This window comes from Ulvibacter litoralis, from assembly GCF_900102055.1.
GTDB lineage: Bacteria > Bacteroidota > Bacteroidia > Flavobacteriales > Flavobacteriaceae > Ulvibacter > Ulvibacter litoralis.
The window spans coordinates 188,055-206,908 of the sequence record NZ_FNBA01000002.1 but is presented as its reverse complement, the minus strand read 5'-3'; the positions used below and the strand labels follow the sequence as shown (position 1 = coordinate 206,908).

Annotated in this window: 15 protein-coding genes; 13 read left to right on the top strand and 2 right to left on the bottom strand. The window is 34.6% G+C overall.

Features of this window, described 5'->3' with window-relative positions:
• Nucleotides 1-291 precede the first annotated feature (291 nt).
• The 9 genes from BLQ00_RS06980 to BLQ00_RS06940 all read left to right on the top strand — a co-directional run bounded on the left by BLQ00_RS06980 (nucleotide 292) and on the right by BLQ00_RS06940 (nucleotide 11,279).
• Complete coding sequence (locus BLQ00_RS06980; protein WP_093142392.1) at nucleotides 292-1,023, top strand: YHYH protein; 732 nt, start codon at nucleotides 292-294, stop codon at nucleotides 1,021-1,023.
• An 8-nt stretch (nucleotides 1,024-1,031) separates the two neighbouring features.
• The gene (locus BLQ00_RS06975) at nucleotides 1,032-1,646 is read left to right on the top strand and encodes a toxin-antitoxin system YwqK family antitoxin (protein ID WP_093142389.1); all 615 of its coding nucleotides are present in this window, start codon (nucleotides 1,032-1,034) and stop codon (nucleotides 1,644-1,646) included.
• Entirely contained in the window at nucleotides 1,615-2,307 is a 693-nt protein-coding gene (locus BLQ00_RS06970) for an SCO family protein (protein WP_093142387.1), read from the top strand. The genes BLQ00_RS06975 and BLQ00_RS06970 overlap by 32 nt, the downstream gene beginning before the upstream one ends.
• Before the next feature lie 97 nt (nucleotides 2,308-2,404).
• A complete protein-coding gene (locus BLQ00_RS06965; RefSeq protein ID WP_229792611.1) occupies nucleotides 2,405-2,698 on the top strand; it encodes a CREC-EF hand family protein in 294 nt (97 codons plus the stop codon).
• A gap of 349 nt (nucleotides 2,699-3,047) precedes the next feature.
• The gene (locus BLQ00_RS06960) at nucleotides 3,048-3,329 is read left to right on the top strand and encodes a DUF427 domain-containing protein (RefSeq protein WP_093142382.1); all 282 of its coding nucleotides are present in this window, start codon (nucleotides 3,048-3,050) and stop codon (nucleotides 3,327-3,329) included.
• 34 nt (nucleotides 3,330-3,363) lie between these two features.
• Entirely contained in the window at nucleotides 3,364-3,888 is a 525-nt protein-coding gene (locus BLQ00_RS06955) for a peptide-methionine (S)-S-oxide reductase (protein WP_093142379.1), read from the top strand.
• A 466-nt stretch (nucleotides 3,889-4,354) separates the two neighbouring features.
• Complete coding sequence (locus BLQ00_RS06950) at nucleotides 4,355-9,676, top strand: CHAT domain-containing protein (RefSeq protein WP_139149367.1); 5,322 nt, start codon at nucleotides 4,355-4,357, stop codon at nucleotides 9,674-9,676.
• Between the two features lie 238 nt (nucleotides 9,677-9,914).
• Nucleotides 9,915-10,649, top strand: coding sequence for a flavodoxin family protein (locus BLQ00_RS06945; protein WP_093142374.1), 735 nt, complete (start codon nucleotides 9,915-9,917; stop codon nucleotides 10,647-10,649).
• Between the two features lie 195 nt (nucleotides 10,650-10,844).
• Nucleotides 10,845-11,279: an Hsp20/alpha crystallin family protein gene (locus BLQ00_RS06940; protein WP_093142371.1), complete on the top strand. Its 435-nt coding sequence runs from the start codon at nucleotides 10,845-10,847 to the stop codon at nucleotides 11,277-11,279.
• A 59-nt stretch (nucleotides 11,280-11,338) separates the two neighbouring features.
• Here the strand turns inward: BLQ00_RS06940 and BLQ00_RS06935 are convergent, their stop codons facing one another.
• Together BLQ00_RS06935 and BLQ00_RS06930 are read right to left on the bottom strand one after the other, a co-directional pair.
• Nucleotides 11,339-11,986 carry a YceI family protein gene (locus BLQ00_RS06935; RefSeq protein WP_093142369.1) on the bottom strand — a complete coding sequence of 216 codons (648 nt, stop codon included), beginning with the start codon at nucleotides 11,984-11,986 and terminating at the stop codon, nucleotides 11,339-11,341.
• A gap of 5 nt (nucleotides 11,987-11,991) precedes the next feature.
• Entirely contained in the window at nucleotides 11,992-12,711 is a 720-nt protein-coding gene (locus BLQ00_RS06930) for a peroxiredoxin (RefSeq protein WP_093142366.1), read from the bottom strand.
• A gap of 137 nt (nucleotides 12,712-12,848) precedes the next feature.
• On the opposite strand from BLQ00_RS06930, the gene BLQ00_RS06925 reads away from it, so the two are divergent.
• The 4 genes from BLQ00_RS06925 to BLQ00_RS06910 all read left to right on the top strand — a co-directional run bounded on the left by BLQ00_RS06925 (nucleotide 12,849) and on the right by BLQ00_RS06910 (nucleotide 18,789).
• Complete coding sequence (locus BLQ00_RS06925) at nucleotides 12,849-13,439, top strand: DUF6134 family protein (protein WP_093142363.1); 591 nt, start codon at nucleotides 12,849-12,851, stop codon at nucleotides 13,437-13,439.
• A gap of 146 nt (nucleotides 13,440-13,585) precedes the next feature.
• Nucleotides 13,586-14,365: a patatin-like phospholipase family protein gene (locus BLQ00_RS06920; RefSeq protein ID WP_093142361.1), complete on the top strand. Its 780-nt coding sequence runs from the start codon at nucleotides 13,586-13,588 to the stop codon at nucleotides 14,363-14,365.
• A 106-nt stretch (nucleotides 14,366-14,471) separates the two neighbouring features.
• On the top strand, nucleotides 14,472-17,741 hold the full coding sequence (locus tag BLQ00_RS06915) for a PAS domain S-box protein (protein ID WP_093142358.1): 3,270 nt from the start codon (nucleotides 14,472-14,474) through the stop codon (nucleotides 17,739-17,741).
• Nucleotides 17,719-18,789, top strand: a complete 1,071-nt coding sequence (locus BLQ00_RS06910) for a response regulator (protein WP_093142357.1) — start codon at nucleotides 17,719-17,721, stop codon at nucleotides 18,787-18,789. Before BLQ00_RS06915 ends, BLQ00_RS06910 begins: the two co-directional genes overlap by 23 nt.
• Nucleotides 18,790-18,854 lie beyond the last annotated feature (65 nt).

Below are 18,854 nucleotides of genomic sequence, written 5' to 3'. Positions count from 1 at the left end.
AATAAGGGGGATTACACCGGTTGTAAACGGCTATTTACTGAATGGCTTAAAACACTCACATAAAACTAGTCGTGATTCACTTAAAACTTAGTAGCTATAAAAGCTCAACCACTGTGTTTACACATGTTTTTTCGCTTTAACGGAAACTAATAGCATTTGACTTTATATAAAGCGTCATTCACAGAATTAAGAAAAAAGAACTTTAAATCTTCCCTAGCTTTACCAAGAAATATCATTTTAATTAAACATTTAAAACAAACCACTATGAAGAAATCGATATAAAAAAACAGATTGTTTTTATCGTTTGCGTTCATTACAAGCATCCTTATTGTAACAGCTTGTAGTACCGACGACAGCACAACAGATGAATCTGACGAACCGATAGCCACAGAATTACATGCGGCATTTTCAGCCTTTAATACGGAAGCAACCACAATTTATTTAGATGGGGCAAACGTGGTAATAGAAACTACTGGATTACCAAATCACGAGACAGTATATTGGGGTGAAGGTCATGCACTTTACAGAGATGAGCCAGATGTAGAAGTAACACCTTCTATTATGTCTTCTAACAACAATGCAGTGACTATTACTGTGGATGCGACGCCAAATTTATCTGGAAGTACCGTTTCTACTGAGTTAAATACGATTGGTATTGCTGTGAGTGGTGCTTCTATATTTAATGATCAAGAAGGAAATGGTGCTTTAGATCAAGCAGCGGCAAGTTTAGATTGGACAGGAGCCCACATCGGCCCTGGAGTCTATCACTATCACTTAGAACCTAAAGCTTTCTCTAACGATGATGAGAATCTTGTAGGGATTTTATTAGACGGTGTTTTTCTTTACGGAAGAAAATGTGATGCTACAGGAACATATCCAACAGATTTAGATGCATCTGGTGGTCATACATCAACCACACAGTACACTGAAGGTGAAGAAGAATATCACTACCATATTATAAACGAATTGTATTCTAATACTGGATCATACATTGCATTTACAGGTCCGTATCAAGGATATTAACATTAATTATGAAAACTTTTTTCCTCATACTCGGTACGTTCATGTTATTTGCTAATTGCAAAGAAGCAACAGCAGACGACACGGTTCTTACTTCTGAAAAAGCAGTGACAATCAACACGACTGAAGTGTTAAAAAAGGAGTTAGAACTTAACCAAATACAAGGGAAATGGTATTATAATGGTGAGGTGTTTTCTGGCTATTCTTTACGGTTTTATCCAAACGACACCCTCGCAGAACGAATTGGGTACGATCAAGGTAAAAGAGAAGGTATCGCCAGAAAATGGTCTGAAAATGGAGTGCTACGAATAGAATCCTATTATAAGAACAACCGTTTGGATAGCGTTTATAAAAGTTGGTGGGAAAATGGCCAGTTAGCAGCCCAATCAAATTATGTAAACGGAATAAAACAAGGTACTGAAAAGGAATGGTATGCTACCGGTCAATTGGCTAAGCAACGAAATCTTCTCGATGGAAAAGAAGATGGAATGCAAAAGGCATGGCTAGAAAATGGCAGCCTATATATTAATTATGAAGCCAAGAACGGACGGATTTTTGGAATGAGAAGAGCAAATTCATGTTATAAACTAGAAGATGAAAAAGTTATTAGAGATAAAAAAATATAGCCTATTGGTAGGTCTGTTGCTTGTTGTTTTTACAAGTTGTAACAATGACATCAAAAAGGAAAATACTACGGTGGTTGAAACAAGTAGAACTGAATACCTACCCTATTACAATGAAGAATCTTTTACCCCAAATTGGTTGATACCAGGTTCTGAAGATGAAATGGCTTTTCATAAAATTCCAGATTTCAAATTGGTAAATCAATTGGGGGATACAATTACCCAAAAAACCTTTGAAGATAAAATTTACATTACCGATTTCTTCTTTACTATTTGCCCTGGGATTTGTCCGCAAATGACAGAGAACATGAACAAGGTACAAGACGAGTTCAAAAATGATTCGGACATACTTTTACTGTCGCATTCTGTAATGCCTTCAACAGATTCGGTGCCGGTTTTAAAAGAATATGCTAAAAATCACGATGTAATCGCTAACAAATGGCATCTCGTTACAGGAGATAAGATGGAAATATACGAGCTGGGCAGAGATCATTATTTTGTAGAAAATGATTTAGGAGTACCCAAAAGTATTGACGACTTTTTACATACTGAAAACTTTTTGCTGATCGATAAAAACAAACACATTAGAGGTATTTATAATGGGTTGAATAGAGCTTCAATCGCACAGTTAATTACCGATGTAAAGACCTTACAAGCTGAGTAACCTAAATATTTCAATAAGCTATTTTTAAAAAAAGTAGCGTCCAAATAAATCCTTTCTCCTTTTTTGGAGTCAAAGAGCAAACGTTTAAAACAATTTAATGATGAATACAATCAATTTCAAAACAGGAATCGTTGCAGTTGCTTTTATTTTCTTTGGAATTACAACTTCAACCGCACAATCGAGAGGAGATAAAAAACCAAAAAAAGCAACCTACGAACAGCTTCTAGAAAAAATGGATGCTGATGAAGACGGAATGCTTTCCGAAGAGGAAGTAAAAGGTCGATTGAAGGAACAATTCTCAACTATCGACACTGATGAAGATGGTTTCATTTCAGAAGAAGAATTTGACAATGCCCCAAAACCGAAAAGAAGAGGAAAAAAAGAGAATTAATCTTTTTCACTTTTCAATAAAAAGCTATGCGTTTAGACACTTTCTAAATGTATAGCTTTTTTAATTTTCACCTCTGCTCGAACTGACGACTTCCTCTTCATAAACCTTCACCCGTTTCTAGTCATAAAGTTTTTTTACTGATTTCAAGACAAACTCTTTTTTTCGTAAAATAAAAATAGGATTCTGTATTTGCGGGATTACTGTAATAAAACCACTATCCTTACGACAAAGACACTTTCCTATTGCAGCTTTTATTTCAAAAAAGAAAACTGTAGGAGATAAATATGTTACATAACAAGAAAAACGTGGCAATTTAAAAAAGGCTGCCGTTTCAGTAAAAAATAAAACTATGAAAGCCATTTGGAACAACAAAGTCATTGCAGAAAGTGACAAAACACTCGTTGTTGAGAACAATCATTATTTCCCTCATGACAGTATCAACAAAGAATATTTTAAACCTACAAACACCCACACAACCTGTCCTTGGAAAGGCGAAGCCTCATATTATACGCTTACTGTTGACGGAAAACAAAATGAAGATGCCGCTTGGTATTATCCAGAAGTTTCTGCCTTGGCAAAAGGCATTAAAAATCACGTCGCTTTTTGGAAAGGGGTTACTATTGAAAAGTAGTACAGAGAAGTTTTTTAGAAACTAGACGAAATAAATGATCGGAATCAACACACAACAAATTGCATTGGGTGGCGGCTGCCATTGGTGCACAGAAGCTGTTTTTCAATCATTAAAAGGGGTTGAAAAAGTAGAACAGGGTTATGTCGCTGCTACAGGAGAATACTCCTCTTTTTCTGAAGCCGTTATTGTTTCTTTTTCTGCTGAAACAATCTCGCTTCAAACCCTCATCGAGATTCATTTATACACGCACAAAAGTACCTCCAATCATAGCATGCGAACCAAATACCGTTCTGCTATTTATACATTTTCCGAAGCACAACAGAAAGAAGCTAAAAGTAGTATTGAAAAGCTTCAGAAGGATTTTACTCAAAATTTGGTGACTCAAGTACTTTCTTTTTCAGAATTTAAAGCTTCCCGTGAGGCCATTCAGAATTATTATCAAAAAAATCCTAACAAACCTTTTTGCGAAACGTTTATCAATCCCAAACTAAAGTTGCTGTTGAAACAGTTTTCAGACCACGTTACAGAAGATACCTTCAATCATTTAAGCAATACCTAAGAGTCGAAAACTTCTTTAAAGGATACATATTTTTATATTAAATTCACTTTAATATAAACTTATAATAACTTCACAGCCATTATTTTAAGTATTCCGAAGAATAGATGCTCATTATCCTGAATTTTGAAATCAAAACTTGTTATTTATTTTAAATAAAGTATTAAATTGTACCTACTATTTTATGAATATGTAATTAAGTATGTACCCAATACACTACGATTCATACAACAAGCAACAAATTTCAACAACATAGCTTACGTTATTAATTGCTTATATATCCCCCAAAAATTATAATTTCTGAGTGTACAGAAGGTATTTCTGCTGTAAACACACTCTAAGTTTTCTCCCCAAATAACGATGCCTTGTTGCTTCGTTACTATTTACATTGTTTAATGAAATTCGTTTAGAACGCGTCATTTTTTCAGGAAAAAGACAAAATTCAAGACGTAAATTACCTCTTATTATTATGAAAAAGGCACAGGTTTTTGGTAAGGAAAGAAATTTAGAGAATCAAAATAATACCTTCTCTTCGGGAATCTATTCCGATTTTGTTACGGTTAAATCGGTAGAGCTTTCTACCTCCAGAGCTGCTAGTGATCTTATAGATCTCGAGTTTGATGATGATTCTATTGTTGTGATGTCGTTTGATGATGGCGCAGAATGGATTGGTCATCCGGGCGATGTTCAAGAAATCTACGGACTTTCAACTAAAAAAAGAGCTGCTGGCGATACGTACCTTTTTGAAGCCAACCTTGCTACAATCGACCAAAATAGAGGTATTATTAAAAATATACTGGTTAAAACCCTAAGCATTTTAAAACCGAAAGCAGCATCGAAAGCAGCAAAAATAGCAGGTGAAAAATTAGCGCAGGTGTATGATGAAAAAACACAACCCAATCCAGGACTTTTTAAGGTAGACAAAGATTTTAGTTTACACAGCATAGCAACTAGTTTGACGGAGAGTGCTCCTTATTTGGTATTGGTTCACGGTACTTTATCTACTACTAAAGATGCTTTCGAAAAGCTTCAGCAAGGTGAAAACCCGCTTTGGGAACAAATTTACAACCTTTATCAGTCAAGAGTTATAGCCCTCGAACACCGAACACTTTCCGTAAGTCCGATTCAAAATGCAATTGACTTTTTAACCAGTTGTCCGAAAGGAATTTCAATAGATATTTTAAGTCATTCAAGAGGTGGTTTAGTAGCCGATGTTTTAACGAAATGTGATTCAAGAAATGCTTCGGAAGGATTCAATAACGATGAGTTGAGCGTGGTTAAAAAGAATGATCCAACGTCGTATAAACTTATGTTGACATTAAATGCCCTCGCTAAAGAAAAACAAATTACCGTAGGGAAAGTAGTCCGTGTTGCGGCTCCTTCTAGCGGAACAACGATTCTTTCCAGACGCGTAGATCATTTTTTCAATTTAATGCTCAACGGAATTGGCCTAGCGCTTGGGGTTAGAAATCCTTTATATGCCATTGTTAAATCATTTCTTCTAGAACTTATTGCGCAAAAAGCAGATCCTGAAGTGATGCCCGGACTTGCCAGCATGGTTCCTGACTCGTATTTTCAGAAAATGCTCAACAGCTCGACCAATGTTGTAGAAAGTGATTTGTACAATATTGCAGGAGATGCCGAAGTTGGAGGTTTTACAATGAATTCGCTGAAAGTAATTTTGGCAAATATGTTTTACTTAACGGCAAACGATTGGGTGGTTGACACCAATAGAATGTCACATGGAATGCTTCGAACAAGCGGTATTTACAACTATCTATCGAAAGACAGCGAAACCAATCATTTTAATTACTTCGGAAACCAAAACACTCGAAACGCTATTTATCAAGCACTAGAAGCTTCCCCTTCTAAACCTGCCGTATTGTTTAATCATACGTTACTTTCCGAAGGAAAAAGAGGGGTTATTTTAGGCCTGTTCTCACTAGACGGCGTAAATTATGACACCTTCTCAGGAAACCGAGATGTAGTGATTCTCATCCCTGGAATCATGGGCTCTACCCTTGCTAAAAATGGAACCGATCAATGGGTAGACATCAAATTAATGAACAAAGGAGCCATTAAGGACAACCTTCATATCAATTCTGGTAAAGTAAAAGCCAGCGGTGTGATTAAAGATTACTACGACAAATTAGCAACCCACTTATCAAAAACCTATGATGTGATTACATTTCCATTTGATTGGCGGAAATCATTGTCGGAAGCAGCGGTTGATTTGAAATCGCGAATGGAAGATATTTTACAAAATAAAGGAATCAACCTTCATATTATTGCGCATTCGATGGGAGGATTGGTGACTCGCGAAGTGATGATAGATCACGCTGCTGTTTGGAATACTTTCAAAAACAACACTAATAATAAACTTCTGTTATTAGGAACGCCTTGGCTTGGCTCCTATTTAATTATGGAAGTACTTACAGGACATAGCGGAAGAGTGAAACAACTCGCAATGATCGATTTTAAAAACAATCGTGAAGACCTGCTTACCATCTTTTGGGAATATCCTGGTATTTTCGAACTCTTACCTGTTGAAATTGACAAATCGCCAGATTTCTCGGATGTTAAATTCTGGGAAGACTTAAAAGAAGAAGCGAGATTAAATGACATGCCCGAAGTTGAAAAGAAAAAACAATCACTTGAGGAGTATGGAAAGTTCCACGGAAAGGTACTCAACTTTGTCACGAAGTTAAGTAATGAGGATTTTAAAAACGTCTACTATATCTGCGGTCAAGACGACAAGACTGTTTATAATTATAAATTAAAAGACCGTCACTTTTCTAGTAAAAAGCGATTGGTTTATTTGGCAACAAATGAAGGAGACGGAAGTGTTACTTGGGCGACAGGAATTCCGAAACAACTCGACCCCAATCATCTTTATTACAGTAATATTACGCACGGTGATTTGGCCAACGACGCCTCCATTTTTGATGGAATTTCAGAATTAATCAGTACGGGAGTTACCACTAAAATACCCAACCAAAAACCTTTATCTAGAGCGGGGGAAATTATTTCTGAAGTTTACGAATACGCAGAACCTGTTCACGATTTAAACGCCGTGACGAATAAGATTTTCGGAATAAAACCTCCAGCAGTAATCACTTCAGATCAAACAATTAAAGTGAGTGTTATTAATGGAGATCTTAATATTTCCAGCTTCCCAGTAATGGTAGGGCACTTCTATCGTGATGCACTTTATAGCGCAGAAAAAGCATTAGATGGTTATTTAAATGGTCGTTTATCGCAACGCCACGGAATTGGAAATTATCCTGGAAAAATAAGTGAAAGTGAAGTTTTCTTCAATTTGAACACCAAGCCAAAAGGCGCCATTATTTGCGGATTAGGAAACACCAACGAACTTACCCCTTATTTACTTTCAAGAACTGTTGAAGCTGCTGTTTTAAAGTATGCGATGTTTATGAGAGATAATTATACCCTTCCGAAGGCAAAAAAATACGCACACGGAATTTCATTCATTCTTATTGCAATTGGCTACGGAAAACTAGCAATTGAAGACTCCATACGAGGTATATTACTCGGAGTTTCAAAAGCAAATAAATACTTAGCTGAAGATACCAAAGGACTGGAAACCATTAAAGAAATAGAACTTGTAAACTATTACGAATCGATCGCCAGTGAAGCCTATTGGAGCTTAAATACTATTAAAAATTCTGACGATCGAATTTCTATCGATATTCGTCCAGGTGTTGTTCGAAAGCAAAGTGCCAAAAAGAAACGAATTTTTAAAGAAGACACATACAATTGGTGGAGCTCGTTAGATATTGTTAGTATTAAAGATTTTGTCGGTGACAACAAACTGGAAAAAAGAGTGGTCGGATTGGCGTTTAATTCGTCAAACAGTTACGCCCGAATTGAAAAAGAAGAAGTCCGTGTTGGGTACAATCAAATTCAATTGCTTCTTGAGCAAGTAGCCAATACGACGAGACTTGACAAACAATTATCGAAGGCACTTTTTGAATTACTGTTTCCGAATGAGTTTAAAAATATTATTCGAAATAAAAACAATGTTGTCTTTAAATTAGATAAAGATGCTGCCCAATTACCATGGGAAATGCTCTACGATTCCAATTCTGATGAAATTCCGGCAGCGGTTAGCTCTGGTTTAATTCGTCAACTTGTTACTGAAAATGCAGATGCAATGATAGAAACGGCTGTTAGTAATAAAAATGCCCTGATTATTGGAGATCCACTATATGAAGAAGATCGACTTCCGCAGTTGCCAGCCGCTAAGTTTGAAGCTGAAAGGATTAGAGAAAAACTTTCCGCAAACAAGTTTAATACAGAAGCATTGATTAACGGGAAATCCTCGTCCATAATGCTAAAACTTTTTACAGAAAAATATAAAATTTTACATTTCGCTGGACATGGCTTGTACGCTCCCGAAAAAGGAGAAGTTGGTATTGCGATTGGTGACGGAATTTTTATTAATCCGGCGATGCTAAAACAATTGGGCTACGTTCCTGAATTTGTTTTTATCAACTGCTGTTTCTCTGGAGAAATTAGAGCGAAAGATGATGCATTGACTAGAGATCGCTACAAACTCGCTGCCAACGTAGGCATTCAACTTATTGAAATGGGCGTTAAAGCCATTGTCATTGCAGGTTGGGCACTAGACGACCGTGCTGCTGAAACGTTTTCAGATGTCTTTTACGACCGAATGTTAGCGGGGTATGATTTTGGTCGCTCTGTACAATTAGCAAGAACCGAATGCTACCAAAAACATACAAGTACAAATACATGGGGAGCGTATCAATGTTACGGAAATCAATTTTACAAATTCGATGACCGTCAAAGAAGTGAAGAAGAAACGTATGAATATGTAATTGCATCGCAAGTATGCACCGATCTGGACAATTTATTTGTCGCCATACGGAATGGCAAAAGAACCAGCGCTGCCATTAAACTGAAACTTTCTGCCATCATGGAAAAAGCCCAAAAAGCGAACCTTATTAATGGCGCTATTTTAGAATGGGAAGCTTTAATCTATGATGAAATTGGTGAGTTTGAGCTAGCATACAACAAGTTTGTAGCACTATTTAAATACAGCGACGGAAACTTTTCAATGAAAGCTTTGAAACAATATTGTACACTGCTTACATTCTATTTGGAAAAAGAAGAATTAGACGAAGATTTACAAATAATTGAAAACCTCAACCTAATTGGCATCAACGCGACACGTTTAAATATTATTGGAAACTCTTATAAAATTGGCGCTCAATTTGTGAGTGAAGACAATCAGATTCAAAAATTACAAAAAGCATTCGACGCTTATGAAAAATCAATTCTTTTAGAGCCTAAAAAACTAAGTGGTGTGTATCTCGATGCGATTTCAAATCTTGTGTATTTAGGAACGATTCTTAAACTGAATAAAGATAAAACTTTAGACAAATGTTTGAAAAGAAATAGAGTCTTTGCTCCTTACAAGCGTGTTGAAGAATTTCTTGAGCATCTCGTAACTGAACTTGAAGAAGATAAAGAAACAGATTCAGATTTATCTATCCTCATCGGAAAAGCTGAAATAAGCCTTGCCTTATTATTGATGACACGAAACAACAAAGCTAAAATTGGTGCTTTGAAGGATAGTGTTATGAATCAGTACCAAGAAGTGTTCGAATTAATTTACAGTCCGAGATACATTAAAATTGAAATTAAGCAACTTCAATGCATTCAGGCACTCTTAAATACCAAAGATGTAACCATACTAAATGCACTAAAAAGTATTGAAAATTCATTGTCCGATTTACTGATAGAATAGTTATAAAATCAGAGGTTTCAGAATAAAAAAAGCGTTGTAACAGATGTATGTATTCTTTCTGAAATCATTCAGTTAGCAACAATTAATCGTTTTTTAGGGATATTTGGTGGTATACTCTAAATGTTATCAAAAAGGAGTATTAAAGTGTTGTTAATGCGTACATTCCGAAGCAATACTTCATCTTTTAATTAGTAATTTACTTACATCTAATTTTAGATACTCAATAAAAGAACCCAATATGACACGTCCAGAATTTAAAACCCTTAAGGCCATATTTATCAATTGTACCTTAAAAAAATCACCAAAAAGTAGCCATACTGACAGCCTATTTCAGGTTGCGAAAACTATTATGGAAAAAGAGAACGTTTCGGTTGAAGAAATTCGTTTGGTAGATCATGCTGTCCCTCCGGGAGTGTATCCAGACATGAAAGAACACGGTTGGGATAAAGATGAATGGCCTGAAATTTTCAAAAAAATTAGTGCTGCAGATATTCTAATTATTGGTACTCCAATTTGGTTGGGTGAAAAATCGTCTATCGCTCAAAAACTTATTGAACGTTTGTATGGAATGAGCGGAATGACGAACGATAAAGGCCAATATCTTTTCTACGGAAAAGTAGGCGGTACGATTATTACGGGGAACGAAGACGGTGTGAAACATTGTGCCATGGGCATTTTATATTCGTTACAACATATTGGATATTCCATTCCGCCACAAGCCGATGCGGGTTGGATTGGCGAGGTAGGTCCAGGACCAAGTTACGGTGATACCGAATGGAAAGGAAAGAAAATCTCTCCACCATTAGGCACCGATTCCGATTTTACCAATCGAAATACAACGTTTATGACGTATAATTTACTCCATTTGGCTTCGACATTAAAAAAACAAGATGGCTACCCTAACTATGGAAATTCTAGAGAAGAATGGGATGATGGGAAACGATGGGAATTTGAAAACCCTGAATATAGATAGTTTATGAGACCATGAGTGAACAACTAATAGTAGGTTAAAAAGAGACGATGTATTCACTAAATCGAAACACATTACTAAGTTAATTATCAAATAATTTACAAAAAAAATCTAGTACTGACTCAGGTCATTTTTAGTGTTACACATTGCTATTAATTTAGCTGTAGATTAATTGTTTAACCTAAAACTATTAAAATTATGTCACTAGTAAAATTTAAAAGAAGACCTTTTGAAAATCTAATTACATCCGACTTATTTAAGGATGATGATTTCTTTGACAATCGTTTATGGAACAAAAAACTGGACGAACCAGCATTAAACATTAAAGAAACCAAAGATGCTTTTGAAGTTGAATTGGCTGCTCCTGGCTTTTCTAAGAAAGATTTTGAAGTAACCATCGACAATGGCTGCTTAAACATTTCGGCAGAGAATTCAAATAATACGAAAGAAGAAAAAGACAATTATACACGTCAAGAGTTTCGTTATAATTCTTTCGAAAAAAGATTACAACTTCCAGACACTGTTAAGGAAGAAGATGTAAAAGCACAATATAAAGATGGTATTTTAAGTTTTAATCTTCTAAAAAAAGAAGAAGCGAAATTAAATAAACCAAGAACGGTTGAGATCTCTTAAAAACAGAAACAAAAAAAGAAGGAGTTGCAAAGCTCCTTCTTTTTTTTTTGTTTTACTGTTTATTGTTTTGCAACGGGCAGTTTAATAGTCACTTTAACATCTGGCCATAATTTGGAAATTCCGTCTGTTCCTTTATGAAGATCATAACAAACTTTATTAAGTGAAGTTATTGCTTCCTCTCCATCCCATTTTTCTAGATCAATTGTTGTATCCATAAAAATGGTGTCTGTTTTCAATGTGTATTTAAATGGAATTTCATTCGTTTTATTATTCATTGTAAGCTCCAATACACCTTCATCTTGATTGGTTTTTAGTATTTCTCCCGTAATTAGGTTGGTATGAAATACTTCAAAAAATGATTCTTTCAATTTTGGGTCTCGTATATCATTTCCTGAGTTTACCGACATTGCGTTTATAGACACCTTAGCGTTTAATAAAATAGTACCGATAGTTCCGGTGGTTGTCTTTGGAGCTACATAAAAATCATCAAAAGTTCCGCTCACCCCAACCCTTTCTGTAAACTTATAAGCGGTCCAATCAATTTTAGTATCTGAAGCTTTTATTTTATAAGTATCGCTTGTTTCAACCTTTTCTACAGGAATAGAAGTATTATCTGACTTCTTTTCTGCATTATTGCAAGATAAAAGCGCAGTAAACACGCATCCATACAACAGGTATTTTATTGTACTATTCTTTTGCTTTGTCATTTTAATTATTTTTTAAGTACTTTTTTAAACACCTCATTTTTATCCAATTTTTTGGTGCAGAAAAACCAGTCTTTACAGTCTAAATCATCTGTATTTTTCATTCTCTCTTCAGCTACTCCACAAGAACCTGCTGGAGAAACAATTACATCGTCACCAGGATTCCAATCAGCAGGAGTAGCTACATTAAAGGTATCGGCTGTTTGCATAGCAATAAGAGCTCTATAGATTTCATCAAAATTTCTACCCAAGCTTAATGGATAATAGATAATAGCTCTCACGATTCCTTTTGGGTCAATAAAAAACACAGCTCTAACGGCTTGCGTTTTACTTTCACCTGGTTGAATCATTCCATATTTTTTGGCAACATCCATCGTTATGTCTTCTATTAATGGGAACTTAACCTCTACGTTCTTCATACCGTTAAATTCAATTTTCTCCTTAATGGTTCGCAACCAAGCTATATGACTATACAGTCCATCTATAGATAAACCAACCAGTTTACAGTTTGCATTTGCAAACTTTTCTTCAAGACTTGCGAACGTTATAAACTCACTAGTACATACGGGTGTAAAATCTGCAGGATGGCTAAATAAAATGACCCATTCTCCTGTATAATCGTCTGGAAAATTAATTTCTCCTTGTGTCGTTACTGCTGTAAATTTAGGAGCTTCATCGCCTATTCTTGGCATTGTACGTATTTCTGTTTCAATTTCTATTTTTTCCATTTTTATTGATACTTTAAGGATTTGTTGTACAAACAAAGTTAAAGCCAATGCTTCTTCGTTAAAATGACTTACGTCAGTCTTAATCCCATTTTAAAGAAAGACCTTTGAAGACTACTATATATTTTTAGAATATTAATATGATTCGAATACTCTTGGGTTGCTTTTTGTTTTTCTACGGAAGTTTCTTAGACACTCCAAAAACAACACTCAATTATGATATTATTTTACATACTAAAGTTGTGGGGAAATTGAAAGCTACACAAATCACAAAAGAAGGTGTTACACATTACCAAAGCGCTTCAGATATTGAAGTTCGGGTTATAAAAGATATATCTGTTTCCTATAACTATGATGTAGCATTTTCAAATAGTTTTTTAAATAATGCAAACGTCTATATTGAAGTAAATAAAAAACCACATGCTAAAACTAGTACTCAGTGGTTGGATACGCACTACCAAATCATAGAAAATAATGACGCCCTAAAAACAGTAAAAGATTCAATTACCTATAGTTCTATCCAATTATACTTCAAAGAACCCGTAAACATTAGTCGTTGTTATTCGGAGCAAGATGGAAGCTTCAATGATATTATACCTTTAAAAAATCATACTTACAAGAAAATCAATTCCAAAGGGAAAGAAAATTATTATTACTACGAAAACGGATTTTTAAAAAAGGCGACTATTGAGGGAGGCCTCATTGATTTTGAAATTTCTTTAAGAGATTAAAGGTTCTCATTCCTATTTTATAAATTTATTTTTCTTGTATAAATGACATAGGTCATAAATTTATTTTTCTTGTATAAATGACATAGGTCATAAATTGATGTTCTTCAATCAAATATATTTGTATTGGATACAACAAATCATATTCAATGAAAATAGGATTGGTACTTTCTGGCGGTGGTGCAAGAGGAGCTGCTCATATTGGTGTTATAAAAGCATTAGAAGAGCACAATATATTTGCTACCCATATTTCTGGCACCAGCTCTGGAGCTATTGTAGGTGCATTGTATGCAAGTGGAGCTCGTTGGGATGAAATATTAGATTTTTTTAAACATACCACTCTCTTCAATACTAACAAATACGCTTATAATAAACCTGGTTTTATCGATACCGATAAATTTTATGATGACCTGAAAAAATACATTCCAATTGATGATTTTTCAGCCTTGAAAAAAACACTCTACATTACAGCTACAGATATTATAAAAGGTACATTAAAAATTTTCAATAAAGGGCAACTCATTAAACCCATACTCGCTTCTGCTTCGTTTCCAGGTGTTTTTACACCAACACAAATCAATGGTTCTTATTATATAGATGGAGGAACGCTTAATAATTTCCCTATAGAACCCATACAGGCTCATTGTGATAAAATTATTGGCGTGTATGTGAATCCTTTAAAAAAAATTAGCACCAAAGATTTAAAACATTCTTATACCGTGGTAGAAAGAGCGTATAAAATAAAAGTAGCATCAGAATCATTACAAAAATTTTCCGCCTGCGATATTTTAATCTCTCCTGAAGAACTTAATAACTTCGGAACTTTTGATATGAATAGTGTTGATGCCATTTTCCAATTAGGATATGATACCACTAATGAGTTATTGAAAAAACACAGATTGTTCGATAAACCTTTAGTTCTCCCTTAAACTTCCATACGCCTATAATTGAATATCCTAAATCACTGTTTCTAATTAAAAACAGTTAACATTAATGAACACTAAAGTAGTATCAATACGATTAATATAACTAATAATGAAGGATCAGGCGTTATTTCAAAGTGTTTTCGAATCTTCAGTAGAAGGCATCCTTGTAGCTGATTCAAAAGGAACTATTATAAAGTCAAACCCGGCTTGTGATCGAATCTTCGGCTATTCGAAGGGAGAAATGATTGGATTAGCTGTAGATGACTTAGTTCCACATAATTTCAGAAAAAAACATAAAAAACATCGTACTAATTTTGCTAAAAAACCCACACATCGAGCTATGGGAGCTGGTATCGTTCTTCAAGGTCAAAAAAAGGATGGCTCTAAATTTCCAGCAGAAATTAGTTTAAATCCAACTAGTATAGACGGGGTTCCTGTCATCATTTCGTTCATTTTTGACATTACCAAACGAATACAGGCTACACAAGCATCTATTGCAAATACACAAAGAATGAATGAAGCGCAGCGTCTTTCACACATAGGAAGCTGGTCTTGGAATTTAACCACCAACGAGCGAAATTGGTCGGATGAGTTTTACCGGATTTGCGGACTAATACCCGGAGATCCTCAATTACGTTCGGAAACTGCCATTAATTTTATTCATCCTGACGATAGAGAACGTACAAAAAAAGCTGTTGCTACTGCAATAAAAGAAAAGCTTCCCTATAGTTTTGAAAAACGAATTCTTCGGCCAGACAACACCATACGATTTGTTCATGCCAAAGGAAAGTTTGAATATGACCAAGAAGACCGTCCGGTGCTAATGATTGGAACTATTCAAGATATAACAGATTCAAAAGAAACCAAAGAAAAACTAGTCCATTCTGAAACTAGAACCAAAGCAATTTTAAAGGCACTACCAGATATTTTATATGTTTTTAATGAAGAAGGCTTTTTTTTAGATGCACATTCAAAAAAATCCTTTTTACAACCAATACCGCAAGAAGAGTTGATTGGTAAAAATATGTATGATGTGTTACCTAAAAAGCTTTGCGACAAATTAGCAAAAGCTTTTTCAACAACTAAGAATACCCAAGAAACTCAAATTATAGAATATTCACACGCTACTACTAACGTCTTAAAATATATTGAAGCACGCGTTTTAGTAAAAGAGAATGGCAATTTCCTAACCATCGTTAGAGATATTACGCAAGCCAAAGAAAATAAATTACATATAAAAAAGAGTGAAGAACGTTTCCGTTTATCAATGTTGGCTACGCATGATGGATTTTATGATTTTAATCTAAAAACAAATAAAGGGTGGTATAGTCAAAGATATATAGATTTGTTTAACCCTACCGATAGAAAAAACTGGTGGAAAGACAACATTCATCCTGCCGACAAAGAAACGGTACTAAAAACCATTGAGCATGCACTGAGAAGCAACAAAAATTATTGGACAAGTGAGTACCGATTAAAACGTGATGCTACTACCTATGCCTATGTTGAAGATCGAGGATATATTGTTCGTGATAAAACGGGAGAAGCCGTTCGTGTGTTAGGCGCCATTGCAGATATAACAAAACAAAAAAAAGAAGAAATACTAAAAGATGATGTAAGGGATATTTTAGAATTGATTATCCACAATTCTCCCATTGATTCCATTGGCTATAAAATAGTTGAAACTGTCGAAAACCATATCGATGCCTGCATAACCTCAATGCTTTTGTTAAATCCCAACACAAATAACCTACACAAACTAGTAGCCCCTAACCTACCAAAAGCGTTTAGTAAAAATATTGAAACGGTCCCTGTTGGACACACATCGGGATCTTGTGGTACTGCGGCTTTTATTAAAAAAGAGGTTATTGTTTCTGCAATTGAAAATGATCCGCTTTGGCATGATTATAAAGATATAGCCTTAGAAAATGGTTTAAAATCATGTTGGTCATTTCCTATTATTTCTTCTTCTGAAAAAGTATTAGGCACTTTTGCAATATATAGTGATAAACCTCGAAAGCCAACAACTTTTGAAAGGGGAATAATAACCGACATGGTTCAATTAGCCAGTGTTGCTATAGAACAAAACAACGCTAAAACAACACTACTTGAGAATAAAAAGCAACTTAAAAAATATGCTGAAGGATTAGAAGCCAAGGTTGATGAACGCACGCACGAACTTAAAGTGACCATTCAACAATTGGTCGAGAGTAATATTAGTTTGGAAGATCAAATTAACATTACTAAAACTGCCGAAAATAGAGCATTAGAAAGTCAATTGATGTTTTCTACCATTGCTGAAAATTTTCCAAAAGGATTCGTTGCTATTGTCGATTCTGATTATAAAATAGTCTTTTTAAAAGGAGAAGAACTAGAAGGGCTAGGATTCAGTAATTTAGCTACAGAAATAAAAAGCATTGATGATGCCAAAGCGGTTCCTGCAAGGGTACGAAACAAAGTAAAAAAGAACATTGAAGAAACACTTCTTGGACAACATTGCTCTTTTGAAATCCATTTCAAGAATCAATCCTACCTTGTAAATACCACGCCATTAATTAATCAAGACAAAAATACAGTACAAGCTTTATTGGTTCACAATAACATTTCTGATCAAAAAGAAATAGAACGAGAAATTCAAAATGCATTGCGAAAAGAAAAAGAATTAAACGAATTAAAATCGCTCTTCATTACTACTGCATCCCACGAATTTAGAACCCCTTTAAGTGTAATTCTTTCTTCTGCATCACTTATTAAGAGACAAAAAGATCTTGGAAATGAAGAAAAAATAGAAAAATATTTAGAGAGAATTAAGTCTAATGTTAGAAACCTAGTCGTTATTTTAAATGACTTTTTATCGTTAAGCAAATTAGAAGAAGGAAAAGTTACCGCTAAATTGGAATCCTTCAGTGTTATCCCCTTTCTTAAATCTATTATTAAAGACATTCATCCAAACAAAAAAAGAGGACAAAAAATTATATTGATTGAGAACACTTCAGAACTAAAAGTGAATTTAGATCCAAAGTTGTTACGTCATATTCTTATAAATTTATTATCCAATGCCATTAAATATTCTTCGGAAAACAAAGAAATTACATTCACGATTTCGCGTCAAGAAGAAGAAATTTGTTTAGACGTTGTAGATCGCGGCATTGGAATTATAAAAGAAGAACAAAAAAATATATTTCAACGCTTTTTTAGAGCAGGAAATGCTATAAATATTCAAGGCACGGGCTTAGGATTAAATATTGTTAAACAATATACAGAGTTGATGGGAGGCACTATCAGCTTTGAAAGCGAAGTAAACAAAGGAAGTTCCTTCAACGTAAAATTACCCATAAATGCAAATACAGCAAAAAATGAAAAAAATACTGATTATTGAAGACAATGAAGATGTAAGAGAAAATACTGCTGATATTTTAGAATTAGCAAAGTATGAAGTCATTACAGCTGAAAATGGAAAGGTAGGAGTTGAAAAAATAAAACAACATACACCTGACCTGATTATTTGCGATATCATGATGCCAGAACTCAACGGATATGATGTTCTAGAAATAGTGAGTAACACTAAAAGCACAAGAAGCATCCCATTTATCTTTCTTACCGCTAAAACAGAAAAGAGGGATATGAGAAAAGGAATGAATTTAGGTGCCGACGACTACCTAACCAAACCCTTTGAAGAAAATGACTTATTGGAAGCTGTTCACTGTAGAATACAAAAAAATGATTTTCTGAAGAAAGAATTCTCCAAAGACCTCAAAGGATTCAATGAATTTATTGAAGAAGCTGCCGAGTTTTTTGATATGGAAGAGTTTTCTAAAGAGTTTAAAACGAAACTATGTAAAAAAAGAGACATACTCTTTAGAGAAGGTACTGCTGCAAACACCTTATTTTTTATAGAAAGTGGAACCATAAAAACATATCGAACTACAGAATCTGGAAAAGAATTTGTGACAGGTTTATTTAAAGCAGGAGACTTTATTGGCCAACTCTCCTTAATCACCGACAAGGGTACTTATATTGATACTGCGACCGCCTTGAAAGAAGCGCAAGTACATGAAATTCCTAAAGCTGATTTTATGAAACTTCTACATGATAATAAAGTGGTTTCAACTAAATTCATAAATATGATTTCAAACGACTTTATTGAAATGCAGGAACAATTAGTGAGTATGGCTTTTGCTTCTGTACGACAAAAAGTAGCCAAAACACTATTGTTTTTATATAATAAAGAGATATTAACCAATAAAGAAGATTCTTCGATTAGTATTCCTAGAGAAGATTTTGCAGGTATTATTGGAACCGCAACAGAAACCGCCATTCGTATGTTGACAGAATTCAAAGAAGAAGGTCTTATTTCAATTGGCGCGGGTCGAAAAATTCTTATTAAAGATAAAAAAGCGATAGAGCGTATTGCTATTTTTAATTAAATGAACTATGAAATTTAGTTAAAAAACACTTCTGCCCCATTTGAATGACCTACATCATATCGATT

What these genes read in the sequence shown, in the direction of transcription:
- BLQ00_RS06965 (WP_229792611.1), top strand. Translation starts at nt 2,405, where the DNA reads ATGATGAATACAATCAATTTCAAAACAGGAATCGTTGCAGTTGCTTTT.
- BLQ00_RS06945 (WP_093142374.1), top strand. Translation starts at nt 9,915, where the DNA reads ATGACACGTCCAGAATTTAAAACCCTTAAGGCCATATTTATCAATTGT.
- BLQ00_RS06935 (WP_093142369.1), bottom strand. Translation starts at nt 11,986, where the DNA reads ATGACAAAGCAAAAGAATAGTACAATAAAATACCTGTTGTATGGATGC.
- BLQ00_RS06930 (WP_093142366.1), bottom strand. Translation starts at nt 12,711, where the DNA reads ATGGAAAAAATAGAAATTGAAACAGAAATACGTACAATGCCAAGAATA.
- BLQ00_RS06910 (WP_093142357.1), top strand. Translation starts at nt 17,719, where the DNA reads ATGAAAAAAATACTGATTATTGAAGACAATGAAGATGTAAGAGAAAAT.
- BLQ00_RS06915 (WP_093142358.1), top strand. Translation starts at nt 14,472, where the DNA reads ATGAAGGATCAGGCGTTATTTCAAAGTGTTTTCGAATCTTCAGTAGAA.
- BLQ00_RS06955 (WP_093142379.1), top strand. Translation starts at nt 3,364, where the DNA reads ATGATCGGAATCAACACACAACAAATTGCATTGGGTGGCGGCTGCCAT.
- BLQ00_RS06950 (WP_139149367.1), top strand. Translation starts at nt 4,355, where the DNA reads ATGAAAAAGGCACAGGTTTTTGGTAAGGAAAGAAATTTAGAGAATCAA.
- BLQ00_RS06925 (WP_093142363.1), top strand. Translation starts at nt 12,849, where the DNA reads ATGATTCGAATACTCTTGGGTTGCTTTTTGTTTTTCTACGGAAGTTTC.
- BLQ00_RS06920 (WP_093142361.1), top strand. Translation starts at nt 13,586, where the DNA reads ATGAAAATAGGATTGGTACTTTCTGGCGGTGGTGCAAGAGGAGCTGCT.
- BLQ00_RS06970 (WP_093142387.1), top strand. Translation starts at nt 1,615, where the DNA reads ATGAAAAAGTTATTAGAGATAAAAAAATATAGCCTATTGGTAGGTCTG.
- BLQ00_RS06940 (WP_093142371.1), top strand. Translation starts at nt 10,845, where the DNA reads ATGTCACTAGTAAAATTTAAAAGAAGACCTTTTGAAAATCTAATTACA.
- BLQ00_RS06975 (WP_093142389.1), top strand. Translation starts at nt 1,032, where the DNA reads ATGAAAACTTTTTTCCTCATACTCGGTACGTTCATGTTATTTGCTAAT.
- BLQ00_RS06960 (WP_093142382.1), top strand. Translation starts at nt 3,048, where the DNA reads ATGAAAGCCATTTGGAACAACAAAGTCATTGCAGAAAGTGACAAAACA.